Raw genomic sequence first — 15,261 nt, forward strand, 5'->3', positions numbered from 1 at the left:
TGGGTGTCAGCCGGGCGCGGTGGCGGCGCGGCGGAACAGGAGGGCCGCGGCGGCGGTGAGGGCGCCAAGCCAGGCGATGCCGAGGAGCAGGGCGCCGGTTTCGTCGAAGGTGGGGGTGAGGGCTGCGTCGATGAGGACGCGGCCGGGGCCGTAGCCGGGCAGGGCGTGGGCCCAGGCTGGGGGCTGGGAGTGCAGCATCGGGCTCTGCTCGATGCCGATGTCGAGGAAGGGCACCAGGAAGGCGATGAGGACGCCGCCGACGCGGCCGAAGATCGGGCCGATCAGAACGCCGATCAGGGCGTAGGTGAGGGCGATGAGGGTGTTGGAGGCGATGTAGAGGCCCCACTGGCGGGCATCGAACACGGTGGCGGTGACGGCGAGGGACGCGGCGGTCGCGAGCAGCGCCAGCAGGGTGACGACGGACAGCCGGGAGGCGAGCAGGCTGCCGGGGCGGAAGCCGGCCAGGGCCAGGCGCTGGTCGGCGGAGCGGGCGCCCAGGACGGTGAACAGTCCGGCAAGGGTGGCCAGAGAGGCGATGGCGATCGGGGCCATGGTGCCGCCGTGGACGTCGGGGAGCCAGACCTGTTGGGAGAGGGCGCGGCCGTGCTCGCGCACCGTCATGGAGGTGAACTCGTCGGGGGTGGTGGCCACCGCGAGGAGGACGAAGAGCACCGGCACGACGACGAGCAGCGCCCACAGCACGCGGTTGCGCCCCGTCTCCCGCAGGCCCATCCGCACGCCTGCCGCCACCTGGTCAAGGGCCGAGCCGGGTCCGGCATGGCGGCGGGGCCGGGCGACGCGGCTGGTGGCCGTGATCACCGTCCAGCCGACGGCAGCCGCCGCGACGGCCCAGGCCAGGGCCCAGCCGAGATCGCCGATCCGGCCGGCGTGCTGGGAGGGCAGGTCGATCATCCACAGGGTCACGAAGTGGGTCGGCAGGATGCGGGTCACCGGCCGGTCCGCCGCGCCGATCGCGGGACCGAAGAACACGTCCAGAATCCACACGAACAGCACCAGCACGGTGCCGTTGACCGGGTTCGCGACCAGGACGCCGATGAGCGCACCGATCGCCAGGTAGATCACCGCGAACATCAGCGTCCCGGCCAGTACCCGCCCCGGATCGTCGCCGAGTCCGGTCCGCAATTGAAGGGCCAGCAGGGCAGCGGCGGCGGCCAGCAGCGCCAGTACCAGGCCGGTGGTCATACGGGAGGCGACCAGACGGGAGGGGGCCAGCCCGGCCAGGACCAGGCGGCGGTCGGCCGCGCGGGCGCCGCGCATCTGGAAGTACATGGCGATCGCGGCGATGAAGGAGGCGGCCCACCCGGCGGTGGCGGTCTGCACCGCGGGACCGCCGGGGCCGCCGAGCAGCTCGGCGGCATCCGCCATCGGTCCGGCGGCCACCACCACGAACGCCACCGGGACCAGGACCAGCACGAGCAGGTTGACCGGGGTCCGGGCGGCCTCGATGAGGAACCGGCGGGTGAACGGCGCGGCGGTCACCGTGGCACCGCCCGCCCGTCCCGCAGCTGAACGATCCGGTCGAAACGCTCCTGGTCGGTCACGAAGTGACTGATGATCAGCACGGAGCGGCCCGCCTCGCGGCGCCGGCCGACCAGGTCCCAGAACTTGAGGTAGGTGTCGAAGTCGAAGCCTGCGTACGGCTCGTCCAGCAGCAGCACCTCGGGGTCGGCCAGCAGCGCCAGGCCCAGGTTCAGCTTGGACAAGGTCCCGCCGGACAGTTGGTCCGCACGGGTGCCGGCGTAGCGTTCGAAGCCGAGCGAGGCGTAGATGTCCTTGCGCGAGCGCCGCTCCGCCTCCTGGGACAGGCGGTAAGCCCGGCCGAACAGCTCGAAGTGCTCGTCGCAGGTGAGGCGCTCATAGACGATCGGCTCCTGCGGGCAGTAGCCCAGCCGCCCGCTGCGGATAACGGTGCCCGCGTCCGCGGCCAGCGCACCGACCAGGATCTTCATCAGGGTGCTCTTGCCCGAGCCGTTCTCCCCGACCAGGCCGACCACCTCGCCGGGGGCCAGGGTGAGGTCCACGCCGCGCAGCACCGGCATCCGGCGCGAGGCCGGCCACAGGCCGTGCCGGTAGGTCTTCTCGACCCCGATTGCCTCCAGGACCGCGCGAGCGGCGCTCGGCCGGATGGGTTCGATCACGCTGGTGTGCGGTGCATCGGTCGGCTTGGGACCGCTGTTCGGTGTTTCCCGCCGGTCCCGGCCGCTCACGGCCCGCTCCCGGTCGGGGATGCCGCCCGTGCGTGCGGCGGCAGGTCGCGGAGGGTGTCGGCGTAGGCGTAGACCAGGGCGGCGGTGATGGTGGTGGCGCCCCACAGACCCCAGGCTGCCGCGGACGCGTCAGCGGCAAGGAGTGCGGGAAGGGGAAGCAGACCGGCCGCGAGGAGGACGGGGGCGGTGCGGTGGATGAAGCGGACCAGGTGCGCGGGGTCGCGCCTGTGGCGCCGGGTGAGATGCACCGCGCACGCGGCGGTGGCCAGGTCGCCGAGGACGATCAGAGTCCAGCCGAGGGCTTCCATGCCAGGTCACCTCCGCGTGGCTCGTGAGTCGGGTCCGCGTGCGGACCCGGGGGTGCGGGGGGTGCCGTGCTTCGTGGCGGGCGGCGTCCTGTGGGGCCTCCTGGGCCAGAAGGCGGGGGTGCCGGCGGCGTAGGCGGTCCACTGCTCGCCGAACCGGTCGGCGACCTCGCGTTCCTCGCTGCGGGCGAGGCGAGCGTACACGTACACCAGGACCGGGAACATGATCATGGTGGGGATGGTGGGCCACTGCAGCAGGAACCCGATCATGATGAGGAGGAAGCCGTCGTACTGCGGGTGGCGCACCCAGGCGTAGGGGCCGGTGGTGGCGAGGCGGTCGTGCTGGGCAGCCTCGTGCAAAACCCTCCAGGCGGCGGCGATCAGCCAGAAGCCGACGCCGAGGGCGACGTAGCTGGCCAGGTGGAAGGGGCTCATGTGCGGATCCCCGGTCCAGCCGGTCAGGTCGTTCCACAGGTGACCGCCTGCGTGGGTGTCCTCGAGCAGCGGGAACTGGTTGCCGAGCCAGCTGCCCAGCAGGTAGATGGTCAGCGGGGTGCCGTACATCTCGGTGAACAACGCCACCAGGAAGGCGCTGTAGGCGCCCATCGCCCGCCAGTCCCGCTTGCTCTTCGGGTGGAAGAAGCTTGCGGCGAAGACGATGAACAGCAGGGTGTTGAGCACCACCAGCGGCCACAGGCCGTATGCGGCATCCGCCATCACGTCCTCCTCGTTGAGGCTGTGCGATTGGTGACTGGTCTGCGTCGGCTGCGGGCGAGGCTGCTCATCCGGTGCTGGTAGGTGGACGCGTCGATCCGGCCGTGCAGGCGCAGGCCGACGCACCATCGCTCAGCGTCTTCCAGAGCGGCGCGCCGACCCCGAAGGCGTGCCAGGGGAGGGCAGCGGGGCTCGTCCGGCGTGATCACGCGCGCGATGTCGTAGACCACGCCCGCCAGGATCAGCGTGCCGATCGAAATGGCTATCACGGCGCTCATGGCGTTCTCATAGCCATGCCGTCGAGCCGGGGATCCTGCCGGTTACAGCCGGCCTCCGGGGTGTTGGTGGTGGTCGTGCTTGCCCAGCGGATCGCTGTCGTCGGTGTGCTGGTCACCACCGCCGTGGCCACCGTGCATGCCGCGCATCATGAAGAACATCATCAGCGGGCAGGCGACGACGATGGCGAGGAGGGCGAGGCTCCCCACGGGCATGCCGAGCACCAGGGCGCCGACGAAGGCGATGGCAAGGGCGATCGCGTACAGGCCGTAATTCCGGTTGTTCCTCATGGCGGGGCCTCCTCCTTGGGAGGGCGGGTCAGTGTTTGGTGAGAGGGCCCGAGGAGCGCAGGGCGGTCAGGCGGCGCTGGTACTCCTCCTCGTTGATCTCGCCGCGGGCGAACCGCTCGGCGAGCAGCTGCTCGGGCGAGGGATGGGCCGGGCTGTGCGTGTCCTCGTGGGGGCGGCCCAGGGCCCTGAAGAGCAGGACGGCGGCGGTGATGATCAACGCCCAGAAAAGGATCATGCTGGCCGACATCGCGAACCAGCCCCATCCGCTGACGTCGTGGTCGTACCAGAACATCATCACCATCACGTCCCCAGGTCACCCGGGCGGCAGGCGCGGGCCCGCGCTGTCCGGCCTCGCTCTTGTGTTGCTTCCAGCGTCCTCCCGTTCTGGCCTGAGAGCACAGGGACCACCGGTCCCCGGGCGGGGGGCCGGTCAGCCCCTACCTGGTTGGGGTAGCCGCGAGCGAGGCTGGAGGGAGTGAACACGCAGGGAGGCCGATCTGCCATGGATGTTGCCGATGTCGTCGTGGTGGTCTCCGCGGCCGTGCTGATCGCCGGTCTGGGCTGGTTCTTCTTCGGCCCGCGCAGGGCCCGCACCGCGCTGATCGAGGGAGGGATGCAGCGGGTCGAGGTGACCGTCCGGGGTGGCTACAGCCCCGACGTCATCAAGGTCCGCCAGGGGGTTCCGGTGGAGCTGGTCTTCGACCGGCAGGAGAGCGGGGAGTGCACCTCCCGGGTCGTCTTCCCCGACCTGCGGGTCAGCGCCGGGGTTCCGGCGTATGCGCGTACCACCGTGCATCTCAGCCGGCGCTGCGAACGCCGGCCTACTCGGTGACCTTCAATCGATCACTCGGGAAGGTACGCCCTTCGCGTCCCAACCCGAGCCCGATCCACAGGTCTTGAGCATTGCTCGACGCACACAGGCAGCATCCCGCTGACACAGAGGGATGTCACGGCCCGGCCGAATCGATCAACGGCTACGAAAATCTTGTATGAGCCAAGAGCCGCACCCAACGCGGCATCAGGCCGATGGGATGCCGCCTGGCAGAGGGTGGTGTGGCTCCGCCCGGCTACGAGGGTCAGGCGCAGCCTCCGCGGATCCAGCGAGTTCGACGTCGGTGAACGGGTTGCCGTGCGACGGTCCGTCGATCTCGATCTCGAACACGTCCCACCGAGTGCAGCGCTCGCTGTGACGTACACGGGCCTCGTTCTCGTCATCGTGGTCCACAGCACACAAACTAGCGGGGGCAGAAACCGCTTGCCGAGCAACCGGTAGCGGTTCGGGTGCGTACGACGCCCCAGAGCGGCTGCGAGTGGGGCGTCGTGGCCGTTGCGATGTCGGCCGACCGGCAGGCGGCCGGTGCCCGTCGCAGCTGGTGCGTTCCTCGGTGTGCGGGTCGGGAGCTGCTTCTTGGCCGGTGGTGACAGCGTCTTACTGGGCCTTGTAGCCGCCGTCGACGTTGAGGATAGTTCCGGTGACGAAGGATGCCTGCGGGGAGGCGAGCCAGGTGATGGCATCGGCGACCTCGGTGGGGCGGCCCATCCGGTTGACCGGCTGGAGGGCTGCAATGGTGGCCTCGTCCCACGTGCCGGCCTCGATGGCGGTACTGAGGATGTCGGTCTTGATCGCTGCGGGGGCGACGCCGTTGATGCGGATGCTGTCGGTGGCGTACTCCAGCGCCGCGGACTTGGTCAGGCCGACCACGGCGTGCTTGGTGGCGGAGTAGTTGGCCGCGTAGCGCATGCCGCCCAGGCCGGCGATCGAGGCCAGGTTGATGATGGCGCCGCCGGGGGTGTCCTGGGCCAGCATCTGCTGGATCTGGTACTTCATGCCCCAGAAGACGCCGAGCACGTTCGTGGTGAGCATCTGCTGGAAGCGGCTGGTGGGCTCGTCCGCCAGACGGCCGGTGTCGAGGGAGACGCCGGCGTTGTTGACGGCGACGTCGAGCCGGCCGAACTGCTCGACGGTGGCCGCTATCAGGGCGGCGACTCCCTCTTCAGTGTTGACGTCGGCGGCGATGAAGGCGGCTTCGCCGCCGTGGTCGCGGATTTCGCGGGCGACGGCTTCGCCTGCTTCCTTGCGGCGGCCGGAGACGACGACGGCGTGGCCGGCGCGGGCCAGGGCCAGGCTGGTCTCCTTGCCGATGCCGGTGGTGGCTCCGGTGACCAGGGCGACGCTGGAAACGCTCATGACGGTGGACCTCTTTCACGTGCTGGACGGTGTGTACGGCCGACGATCCGAAATAGCAGACCGCTGGTCTCTTGCTCCTCCAAGGTAAGAGACCGGCAGTCTGATGTCAAAAGACCGGCAGTCTGTAATATGGGCGCATGGCAACTTTCCAGAGGGCACGCAGCGAGGAACAGCGCGAGATCCGGCAGCGGGCGATCCTCGACACCGCGGCCGCGATGCTCGACGAGATGCCGGTCAGCGCGGTCAGCCTGAACGAGCTGAGCAGGCGCGTGGGCCTGGCCAAGTCCAACGTGCTGCGCTACTTCGAATCACGCGAGGCCATCCTGCTGGAACTCCTGGACCACCGCTGGCGGCAGTGGACAGATCAGCTCCCCGCGCAGCTGGACGCCGTGATCACCCCGCACGCCCCGGTGCGCGAGCGCGCTCAGGCGTTCGCCGCCATCCTGACCCGTTCCCTGGCGCAGCACCGCGTGCTGTGCGACCTGCTCAGTGCCCAGGCCGGCGTTCTGGAACACAACGTCTCCGCCGAGGTGGCCGCCCGCTACAAGCGTTCCGCCCTCGGCAACGTCGCCGCCCTGGCCGTCCTGGCCCGCCGTCATCTGCCCGAACTGGGCGAGAGGGCCGACGGTTTGTGCGCGCAGGCTGTCATGGTGACCGGCGCGGTGTGGACGCACGCCCGGCCCTCCGCGTCCATGCTTGCCGCCTACGAGGCGGACCCCTCGCTCGCCGCCCTGCGCATGGACTTCACCACCACGCTGGAAGAGATGCTGGCCACCCTGATCGCGGGCACCCTGGCCAGGGCGGAGGGGTGACCATGCGTGTCGCCGTCTTCGGAGCGTCCGGCATGGTGGGGCACGGTGTGCTCGACGCCTGCCTCCAGGACCCACGGGTGGACGACATCCTGGTCGTCGGACGCACACCGCTGAACCTGCGCCATCCAAAGGTCCGCGAGGTCGTACACCTGGACTTCACCGACTTCACGCCGCTTCAGGGCCGGTTCGAGGGCCTGGACGCCTGCTTCTTCTGCCTCGGAGTCTCCGCGGCGGGCCGAAGCGAAGAGGAGTACACCCGGATCACCTACGACTACACGATGGCCGCAGCACGGGCGGTGAGCGCGAACAATCCCTCCCTGACCTTCGTCTACGTCTCGGGCGAAGGGACCGACAGCACGGAGGCCGGCCGCTCGATGTGGGCCAGGGTCAAGGGCCGTACCGAGAACGCACTGCTGGCCATGCCGTTCCACACCTATCTGTTCAGGCCCGGATACATCCGCCCCCGGCTCGGCGCGGTCTCCAAAACGGCGGCCTACCGCCGGCTGTACCGGCTCACCTCATGGCTCTACCCCGCCCTGCGCCGGCTGGCGCCCCGGCACACGACGACGACCGAGCAGCTGGGAGGCGCCATGATCGCCGTCGTGGCACTCGACGGCCACGGCCCCCACGTCCTCCACAGCCCCGACATCAACCGCCTCGGCATCCCCATCGCCACCCGGCACTCCCCTGAGCGGTGACGTTGCGCCGATCTTCGACGCCCTCGCATCAGCGGCGCCGCCGCAGGCACGCGCGCCTGGTACCCGCAGCTGCGGCTCGGCTCGAGCCATGGTCCGGTAGAGCCGACACCAGCCGTGCAGCCGACGGCGGCGCGCGCCTCATGGGCGGTGGTGAGAAACCGAGGGCCGCGCTGCGCGGAACGGTGATCCGTATGAACGTACCGGCTTTGCCGGAAGCCGAGAGGATCGAGCGCGACCCGGGTGATCCGCCGAGGGGCATGGCCCGGCGAACCCGGCCGCTCTGCGGATCTCGCGGTCAAGCACGCCCCGTGCCAGCGGTCGCCGCAGCGTTGCCGCCGGGCCACGGCAGATCTCCTACGGTACAGACGAAGAACTCGCGCTCGCGGCTTCTTCTGGTTGATCGTCGCGGCGGCGTCGGCACGCTTTCCCAGATATACGAGCAGGGGCACCACGCTGTTTCGGCCGCGGATCCATCAGAGGTCCCTAGCCGAGCCAGGCCTTGACCTTGTCAGGGTTCGCCTCGACCCACTTCTTCGCCGCCGCCTCCGGGGTCATCTTGTCGAGCGCGATGTACTTGGCGACGGTGTTCTGGTCGTCGTTGGTCCAGGTGAAGTTCTTGACCAGGTCGTAGGCCGGGCTGCCCGACTTGGCGAACCTCAAGCTGACGATCTTGTCGAGATCGAACACGCGGTAGTCGCAGGCGACCTTGGCCGGATCCGAGTCGCAGCCATCCGTGTACTTGGGCAGGTCGATCTTGACCAGCGGCACCTCGGAAAGGAACCACTGCGGCTCGTAGAAGTAGCCGATCACCCACTTCTTGTTCTTCTCAGCGTCCCGGAAGGCCTGGATCAGCGCGGTCTCGCTGCCTGCGTACACCACCTTGAAGTCCAGCTTGAGGTTCTTCGCCAGGGCCTCGTCGTTGGTCTGGTACGACGGGTCGCCGTCGAGGAGCTGCCCCTTGCCACCGGACTCCGAGGTCTTGAACTTGGCGGCGTACTTGTTGAGGTTCTTCCAGTTGGTGATCTCCGGGTACTTCTTCGCGATCCACGGCGGGATGTACCAGCCGATGATTCCCTTGTTGCCGGTTGCACCGAGGTTCACAGCGATCTTCTGCTGGTCGATGTACTTCTTCTTCAGGTCGTCGTGGGCCCAGTTCTCCACGATGGCGTCGACCTCGCCCGTCTCGAAGCCCTGCCAGCTGATCTCCGCCTTCAGGTCTTTGGTGACGACCTTGCAGCCGAGTTCCTTCTCCGCGACGTACTTGATGACCGCCGCGTTGGCCTCGTAACCCACCCACGGGCTGACCGCGAGGTTGACGGTGCCGCACTTGCCCGAGGCGGTGTCCGTCCCGGAGGAGTTCTCGCCGATCTTCGCTCCGCCGCAGGCGGTCAGGGTGAGACCGAGTACGGCCATCCCCGCCGCGCCGGAACGCCACTGCCTTGTTCGCTTCGCCATGGTTCTGCTCCTTGTGCGCCGGGGAGATCGCGCCGTTGTCCGAGTGAGGGAGTCGAAGAAAAGGGCATCGAAGAAAGAGGTCACGTCATGTCCAGGGCACACCGGAAACCCACGTTGCCGGTTGCCGAGTCCGGGAAGAGCCCCTGCCGCGCGGCGACCCGGTAGCGGCGGCAGTAGGAGGCGTGGCAGAGGTAGGAGCCGCCCTTGGCGACGCGCTCCTGTCCGCCGGGGGAGGGGGTGAAGGGGTCCTCGCACCATTCCCAGACATTGCCGGTGGCGTTGTACAGGCCGAAGCCACCCGGCTCGTAGGCGTCGACGGGAGAGGTGCCGTACCAGCCGTCGGCCGTCGGGTGGCGGTTCGGGAAGTCGCCCTGCCACACGTTCATCCGGGGACGGCCCCCCGGCTCGAACTCGTCGCCCCAGGGAAACACCTTGGCGTGCAGTCCGCCCCGGGCGGCGCGTTCCCACTCCGCCTCGGTGGGCAGGCGCTTGCCGGCCCAGGCGCAGTAGGCGCGGGCGTCGTCCCAGTCGACGTGGACGACCGGGTGATCGGCTCGGTCCTCCCAGGTCGAGTGCGGTCCGTCGGGACGCCGCCAGTCGGCGCCCTCGACCTGGCGCCACCACGGAGCGGCTGCCACTGCCCGGGTCGGCGGGAAGTCGTCCGGGAGCCGTCCGGCGAAGACGAACGACCAGCCGATGCGCTCGGCGGAGGTGCGGTACCCGGTGTCTGCGGCGAAGCGCGCGAACTGCGCGTTGGACACCGTGCAGGCGTCGATCCAGAAGGCGTCGACGTGCACCGTGCGGACCGGGCCCTCCCCGTCGGCCGGGTAGGCGAGCGCGTCCTGGCTGCCCATGAGGAACTCGCCGGCGGGGACGGCCACCATGCCCTCGGTGGCCGCCGGGCGGCCCGTGGACTGCCCGGATGCCGGCAGCCGGTCCGCTCCCCGGCCGCCGGAGGGTGCGCAACAGTTCACTGGGCCCCCATGACGCGCCGGTGCAGTCCGCCGTCGTACTCGGCGGATTCGGCACCCTGGGCTTCCAGGTCGATGCGCACCGTGTGCAGGGTCCCGGTGAACTCGTTGTCGAGTACGGGGTAGTCGTCGGTCACGGGTGTGCTCAGGTCCACCCCGACATCGAGTGTCTCGTCGAAGGAGAAGTAGTACGGGATGGTCTGGTCGACCCGTCCGGTCGCGTACTTCTCTCCGTCCACCAGGAGTACGGCGGTCCCGCCCTTGCCGAGCCCTCCGCCGTCGTAGTCGAACTCGAGCCGCACCTCATGCCGTCCCGGCGCCAACGGCCGATCACCACGCACGGTGTACAGGTTCATACCGAAGTAGTTGTAGGCATAGGCCGGCATGCCCTCGGTGAAGTACAGGGTCCAGCCGCCGAAACGGCCGCCCTGCGCGATGAGTACGCCCTCGGCCGCTGTCTCCGGCAGCTCGACGTCGGCCGTGATGCTGTGGGAGCGGTTCTTGACGTTGGGGGTGGTCTCCTCGGTGAACCGGCGCATGCCCGCGCGGTAGGTGACGGAGGTGCGGTCGCCGAGCAGGTCGATGCGGCCGGCCATGGCCGGGTTCTCCCGCTCGGTGACGCGGTCGTCCAGCGGGAACACCTGGTACTTCGCCGCTTCGATCAGGAACAGGTCCTGCAGGCTGCGCAGCTTCTCGGGGTGTTCGGCGGCGAGGTCGTGCGACTGACTCCAGTCCCGGCTCAGGTCGTACAGCTCCCAGACGTCGTCCGCGAACTTCCGGTCCTCGTCCGACACCATCTCCCAGGGAATGCCGTGCCGGGTGACCGCCATCCAGCCTTCGTGGTAGATGCCCCGGTTGCCGCACATCTCGAAGTACTGGGTACGGCGGTGCTCGGGCGCCTCGGGGTCGGTGAGCGTCCGATGCATGCTCGCGCCCTCGATGGGCTGCTGCGGGACCCCGTCGACGCTGAACGGCGCCGGGACTCCCACGCAGTCCAGGATCGTCGGCAGCACGTCGATCACATGCGAGAACTGGTGACGCAGCCCGCCGCGCTCGGTGACCCCGCGGGGCCAATGCAGGATCATGCCGTCCCGGGTGCCGCCGAAGTGCGAGGCGACCTGCTTGGTCCACTGGTAGGGGGTGTTGAGCGCAAGTGCCCATCCCGCGGGGGCGATCGGGTAGCTGAGCGGGCCGCCGATTTCGTCGATGTGGTCGATCATCTCGTCCGGGTCGTCGACGATGCCGTGCCCCAGCCGGTGCTCGACGATCGTGCCTTCGATGCCGCCCTCGCCGGAGGCGCCGTTGTCGCCGAGGATGTAGAGGATGATCGTGTTGTCCAGCTCGCCGAGTTCCTCCAGCGCGTCGAGGAACCTGTTGACCTGTACGTCGGCGTGTTCGGTGAAGGCGGCGAACGTCTCCATGAACCTGGCCGACAGCCGGCGCTGGTTGTCGGTGAGCTCGTCCCAGTGAGGTACGCCCTCGGCCCAGGGTGCGAGTTCCGTGTCCGGGGGTACGACGCCGAGTTCCTTCTGCCGCTCGAGGGTCACCTCGCGCTGTTGGTCCCAGCCGTCGTCGAAGCGTCCGCGGTACTTCTCCTGCCATTCGGGGCTGACGTGCAGGGGCGCGTGCGCGGCACCGAGGGCGAGGTAGGTGAAGAACGGGCGGCCGGGGGTCAGGGTGCGCTGGGTGCGTACCCAGTCGATGGCGTGGTCGACGAGGTCCTCGGAGAGGTGGTAGCCGTCCTCCGGCCGGCGGTCCGGCTCGACGGGTGTGGTGCCCTGGTACAGCAGCGGGTACCAGTGGTTCATCTCGGCGCCCATGAAGCCGTAGAAGGTGTCGAAGCCCTCGCCGGTGGGCCAGCGGTCGAAGGGGCCGACCGCGCTGATCTCCCGGGGCGGGGTCTGGTGCCATTTGCCGAAGGCCGCCGTGCTGTAGCCGTTGCCCTGGAGGATCTGGGCCATGGTCGCCGCGCTGCGTGGCCGGAATCCGTTGTAGCCGGGGGCCGCGGTGGTCATCTCGGTGGTGCCGCCCATGCCCACCGAATGGTGGTTGCGTCCGGTCAGCAGGGCCTGTCGGGTTGGTGAGCACAGGGCCGTGACGTGGAAGCGGGTGTAGCGCAGCCCGTCGTCGGCGAGCCGTTCCGCGGCGGGCATCTCACACGGTCCGCCGAATGCGCTCGAGGTGCCGAACCCGAGGTCGTCGACGAGCACGATCACCACATTCGGGGCACCCTCGGGCGGAGGGATCGGCCCGATGGGGGTGAAAGGCGTCTCCTGGTCGTGGATGTCCAGCGCGGTCGTCAACGGCCGACGCGTGTCCGGCCGCGGAAGGATGTGCCGACCGGCGTCGAACTGAGTCATGTATTTCTCCGATTCGTGACCGGCGGGGAAATGTCACACTCTCTTGTCACGGCTGAATTACTGGCGTAACACAGCTGGACTTCGGCGGCCCCGTAATTCCTCTGCCTGCGACGGAGTCAAAGTGTCAGTCGCCGTCGACGGCGGTCAACAAGGTGTGATGAATTCTGGTGAACCGTTTTTGAATGAGGGCAATAGAAAGCTTCTATACCGGCAGAGATGTCAGACATGGGCCGGGAGGCATGCCAGGCTCACGAACGCCAGGGCCGCGGGCGACAGCGGTCTGACCGCCGCACCGGCCTGGCGCGCGCAGCAGCCGCGGCGATGGGACAGCATCCGGGACCGCGCGGCCTCGACGGCGACGAGGACCAGCGGCACGATCCCCGCGCGGTGCGCGGTACCCATAGCTATCCGTAGTGCGACGCGCAGCGCGGGCACGTCACGAGGCGGATCGCTTCCGCGCAGGTGCGCTGTGGTCATGCAGGATCCTGCGGTCTCCGGGATCCGGGGAGGGTGGTGGCGGGATCTTCGCCCCAGCGATAGAAAGATTCTATGGAACGTCGCCAAGTCGAGTACTTTCTCGCCGTAGCCGTGCACCGGAGCTTCACCAGCGCCGCTCACACCCTGCGTGTGGCGCAGCCGTCGCTGTCGCACGCGATGCGTCTGCTGGAGCGGGAACTGGGCACCCCTCTCTTCCACCGGCTTGGTCGCGGCGTCGTGCTGACGTCGGCGGGCGAAGCTTTTGTGGAGCCTGCCCGGCAGATCATGCGCGATCTGGAAACCGCTCGGTCGGTGGTGCGCACCATCGCCGGACTGGCAGGCGGCACGCTGGACATCGTCGCGCCGACGACCCTGGCGGTCGATCCGCTGGCGGACCTCACCGGGGCGTTCCGCCGGCGCCATCCCGCGATCGACGTCGTCATCGTCGAGCCGCCGAACGCCGAGGCGGTCGCGGACGTGGTACGTACCGGCGAGTGCGAACTGGGGCTGGCCGATGTGAAAACGGACGGCGAGGCCGTCGAGACCTTGGAACTGTGTCGGCAGGAGGTCCTGGCGGTGGTGCCACGGTCCGACAGCTTTCCCCAGGTCGGACCGGTGGCGCTCGCTGAGGTGGCCCGGATGGATCTCGTGGCGACCGCGCGCGGCACCGCGACCCGGGCTCTGATGGATCAGGCGCTGGGTGGGGAGGGGCGAAGTCCGCGCATCGCGGTGGAGACGGTCCATCAGGCCGCGGTCGTGCCCTTGGTATTGGCCGGAGCGGGGGCGACGCTGCTGCCGCTCTCTCTCGCCGAGGAGGCGGCGCGGCGCGGCGCGGTGGCGCTGGAGCTCCGTCCCCGACTTGCCCGCCCCGTCTGGCTGATGTGGCGGCATGGTCCGCTCTCGCCTGCCGCGCAGGCGTTCATCGACGTGGCACGCGAGGTCTTCGCGCGCCCGGTGGCAGCGCTGCCGGAGGACGACAAGCAAGAGTGATTTTCTATTCCTTCAAGTGGAAGGTTCTCTCCCTTCGCCTCATCGGCCGCATTGCCCATGCGGAGCGTGTCGGCGAGCGTAGGGAATGTCGCGCCGGAGGCCCGCCGCGAACTCCGACGGGAAGTCGGAGGCCTGTGCCCGGCCTGGGCCGAGGAAATGGGCAACCGCTTGAAGTGAGGATCGCAACGTGTTCGATGCGCTGCGTGACCTGCCGCTCTGGTTCTCACCGGAGCGGGTGCGGTCCGAGGGCGAGACCCCGGACTACCGCTTCTCCCTCGCCAACGAGCGGACCTTCCTGGCCTGGCTGCGCACCGCGCTGGCGCTGGTCGGCGGCGGCTTCGCCGTCGACCAGTTCCTGCCGCAGCTGGCGGCCGGGTGGCGGGTGGGGCTGGCGCTGGGGCTGCTGGCGGCGGGTGTGTTGTGCGCCGGGCGAGCGGTGAACCACTGGGTGAAGTGCGAGCGAGCGATGCGAAAGGGTGAGGACCTGCCGCTGAGCCGATTCCCGACGTTCATCGCGCTGATCGTGGGACCGGTGGCGCTGGCCATGATGGGCGTTGTGCTCCTCGGCGGGACCAGGTGAGCGGCGGCCTCGCAGACCCCGTGTCGGCCGTCCGCGACCCCGGACTGCAGCCCGAGCGGACCCGGTTGGCCTGGCTGCGTACCGTCCTGTCCATGACGGTTGCCGCTGTGCTGGCTGTCCGCACGGCCCTGCTCGGCCTGGCGGGAGCAGGCGCAGCGCTGGCGACCACGTGCGCGATCCTGTCCTGGCTCGGCTTCGTCGTGGTCGCACACCGGCGCATCCACGCACTCAGTACGCCTTGGCCGCCGCGGCTCACGCACTGGGCGGCACTTCTGGCGGCGGCCTGGGTGACCATGGTCGCGACCTTCGGGGCCGCGCTGGTCAGCTGACTTCGCCGGACGTGGCCGCCCGTGCGCAGTCCTGCCGCAGGCACTGCACGAGATCCAGATGCGCAATCGGCTCGACCAACGGACCGAACAGTGGCAACGCCGGCACGCGATCCGCGCCGGAATCGAGTCCACCCTCTCTCAGAAAGTACGAGCTCACGGCCTGCGCAAAAGCCGCTCTCGAGGTGTGACCCGCACTCACGTGCAGCACGTCTTGACCGCCATGGCCTGCAACCTCAGCCGCCTCGCCAACTGGCACGACACCACCTCATCCACTCGCCGCGCATCTGGTTGCGTCCCCGGAGATGGTGTACGGGTTCGACCTGATCCGGGGGTTTGCTCCGGCTTCTGGTTGATGCCCGCATTGACGCAGGTGGTTTACGCTCGGCAGCGCCTGGCGACCGTAGGTCAGCCGAAGCCACCCGGTCCCATCAGGCGACGTCACGCGGCCGGCTCTCGTCGCAGCAGCCGCAGCGCGGAGGTGGACAGATCCAGACCGGACGGGCAGACGAACACGTTGAAGCTCCCTGTGGAACAGGTTGCCAGGGCCATCGGAAGACCCCCCGGCCAGGAATCCTCGTTGGGTGCAGA

Annotated in this window: 18 protein-coding genes and 1 pseudogene; 7 read left to right on the forward strand and 12 right to left on the reverse strand. The window is 69.2% G+C overall.

What is annotated here, in order from left to right:
* Positions 1-6: 6 nt before the first annotated feature.
* From OHU89_RS48505 to OHU89_RS48535, 7 genes are read right to left on the reverse strand one after another with little or no spacing between them, the layout of a single operon-like run.
* Positions 7-1,500: an ABC transporter permease gene (locus tag OHU89_RS48505; RefSeq protein ID WP_405652793.1), complete on the reverse strand. Its 1,494-nt coding sequence runs from the start codon at positions 1,498-1,500 to the stop codon at positions 7-9.
* Complete coding sequence (locus OHU89_RS48510; RefSeq protein WP_405652794.1) at positions 1,497-2,228, reverse strand: ABC transporter ATP-binding protein; 732 nt, start codon at positions 2,226-2,228, stop codon at positions 1,497-1,499. The genes OHU89_RS48505 and OHU89_RS48510 overlap by 4 nt, the downstream gene beginning before the upstream one ends.
* Positions 2,225-2,536: a hypothetical protein gene (locus OHU89_RS48515; protein WP_405652796.1), complete on the reverse strand. Its 312-nt coding sequence runs from the start codon at positions 2,534-2,536 to the stop codon at positions 2,225-2,227. The genes OHU89_RS48510 and OHU89_RS48515 overlap by 4 nt, the downstream gene beginning before the upstream one ends.
* 6 nt (positions 2,537-2,542) lie before the next feature.
* Positions 2,543-3,250 carry a methyltransferase family protein gene (locus tag OHU89_RS48520; RefSeq protein ID WP_405652798.1) on the reverse strand — a complete coding sequence of 236 codons (708 nt, stop codon included), beginning with the start codon at positions 3,248-3,250 and terminating at the stop codon, positions 2,543-2,545.
* Entirely contained in the window at positions 3,250-3,525 is a 276-nt protein-coding gene (locus tag OHU89_RS48525) for a hypothetical protein (protein ID WP_405652800.1), read from the reverse strand. The genes OHU89_RS48520 and OHU89_RS48525 overlap by 1 nt, the downstream gene beginning before the upstream one ends.
* A gap of 42 nt (positions 3,526-3,567) precedes the next feature.
* The gene (locus OHU89_RS48530) at positions 3,568-3,813 is read right to left on the reverse strand and encodes a DUF2933 domain-containing protein (RefSeq protein ID WP_405652802.1); all 246 of its coding nucleotides are present in this window, start codon (positions 3,811-3,813) and stop codon (positions 3,568-3,570) included.
* Between the two features lie 28 nt (positions 3,814-3,841).
* The gene (locus OHU89_RS48535) at positions 3,842-4,108 is read right to left on the reverse strand and encodes an SHOCT domain-containing protein (RefSeq protein ID WP_405655005.1); all 267 of its coding nucleotides are present in this window, start codon (positions 4,106-4,108) and stop codon (positions 3,842-3,844) included.
* Positions 4,109-4,315: 207 nt separating this feature from the next.
* Here OHU89_RS48535 and OHU89_RS48540 point away from each other — a divergent pair, with 207 nt between their 5' ends.
* Positions 4,316-4,645 carry a cupredoxin domain-containing protein gene (locus OHU89_RS48540; RefSeq protein WP_405652805.1) on the forward strand — a complete coding sequence of 110 codons (330 nt, stop codon included), beginning with the start codon at positions 4,316-4,318 and terminating at the stop codon, positions 4,643-4,645.
* A gap of 597 nt (positions 4,646-5,242) precedes the next feature.
* On the opposite strand, the gene OHU89_RS48545 is transcribed toward OHU89_RS48540, so the two are convergent.
* Positions 5,243-6,001, reverse strand: coding sequence for a glucose 1-dehydrogenase (locus OHU89_RS48545; RefSeq protein WP_405652808.1), 759 nt, complete (start codon positions 5,999-6,001; stop codon positions 5,243-5,245).
* Between the two features lie 137 nt (positions 6,002-6,138).
* Here OHU89_RS48545 and OHU89_RS48550 point away from each other — a divergent pair, with 137 nt between their 5' ends.
* Together OHU89_RS48550 and OHU89_RS48555 are read left to right on the forward strand one after the other, a co-directional pair.
* Complete coding sequence (locus OHU89_RS48550) at positions 6,139-6,813, forward strand: TetR family transcriptional regulator (RefSeq protein ID WP_405652811.1); 675 nt, start codon at positions 6,139-6,141, stop codon at positions 6,811-6,813.
* Between the two features lie 2 nt (positions 6,814-6,815).
* Positions 6,816-7,511: an NAD-dependent epimerase/dehydratase family protein gene (locus tag OHU89_RS48555; protein ID WP_405652813.1), complete on the forward strand. Its 696-nt coding sequence runs from the start codon at positions 6,816-6,818 to the stop codon at positions 7,509-7,511.
* Between the two features lie 483 nt (positions 7,512-7,994).
* Here OHU89_RS48555 and OHU89_RS48560 read toward each other — a convergent pair whose 3' ends face one another.
* The 4 genes from OHU89_RS48560 to OHU89_RS48575 form a co-directional block, all read right to left on the reverse strand.
* On the reverse strand, positions 7,995-8,966 hold the full coding sequence (locus OHU89_RS48560) for an ABC transporter substrate-binding protein (protein WP_405652815.1): 972 nt from the start codon (positions 8,964-8,966) through the stop codon (positions 7,995-7,997).
* Positions 8,967-9,046: 80 nt separating this feature from the next.
* The gene (locus OHU89_RS48565; RefSeq protein WP_405655007.1) at positions 9,047-9,850 is read right to left on the reverse strand and encodes a formylglycine-generating enzyme family protein; all 804 of its coding nucleotides are present in this window, start codon (positions 9,848-9,850) and stop codon (positions 9,047-9,049) included.
* A gap of 86 nt (positions 9,851-9,936) precedes the next feature.
* Entirely contained in the window at positions 9,937-12,297 is a 2,361-nt protein-coding gene (locus OHU89_RS48570) for an arylsulfatase (RefSeq protein WP_405652817.1), read from the reverse strand.
* Positions 12,298-12,516: 219 nt separating this feature from the next.
* Positions 12,517-12,774, reverse strand: coding sequence for a hypothetical protein (locus OHU89_RS48575; RefSeq protein ID WP_405652819.1), 258 nt, complete (start codon positions 12,772-12,774; stop codon positions 12,517-12,519).
* A gap of 72 nt (positions 12,775-12,846) precedes the next feature.
* Here OHU89_RS48575 and OHU89_RS48580 point away from each other — a divergent pair, with 72 nt between their 5' ends.
* The 4 genes and pseudogenes from OHU89_RS48580 to OHU89_RS48595 form a co-directional block, all read left to right on the forward strand.
* Complete coding sequence (locus OHU89_RS48580) at positions 12,847-13,764, forward strand: LysR family transcriptional regulator (RefSeq protein WP_405652822.1); 918 nt, start codon at positions 12,847-12,849, stop codon at positions 13,762-13,764.
* Between the two features lie 187 nt (positions 13,765-13,951).
* Positions 13,952-14,344 carry a YidH family protein gene (locus tag OHU89_RS48585; protein ID WP_405652825.1) on the forward strand — a complete coding sequence of 131 codons (393 nt, stop codon included), beginning with the start codon at positions 13,952-13,954 and terminating at the stop codon, positions 14,342-14,344.
* A gap of 20 nt (positions 14,345-14,364) precedes the next feature.
* Positions 14,365-14,673, forward strand: coding sequence for a DUF202 domain-containing protein (locus tag OHU89_RS48590; protein WP_405655008.1), 309 nt, complete (start codon positions 14,365-14,367; stop codon positions 14,671-14,673).
* 43 nt (positions 14,674-14,716) lie between these two features.
* Positions 14,717-14,905 (forward strand): annotated as a pseudogene (locus OHU89_RS48595) (transposase); the annotation flags it as partial.
* Positions 14,906-15,261: the final 356 nt, after the last annotated feature.

The organism is Streptomyces sp. NBC_00019 (genome assembly GCF_045041015.1).
Taxonomy (GTDB): domain Bacteria; phylum Actinomycetota; class Actinomycetes; order Streptomycetales; family Streptomycetaceae; genus Streptomyces.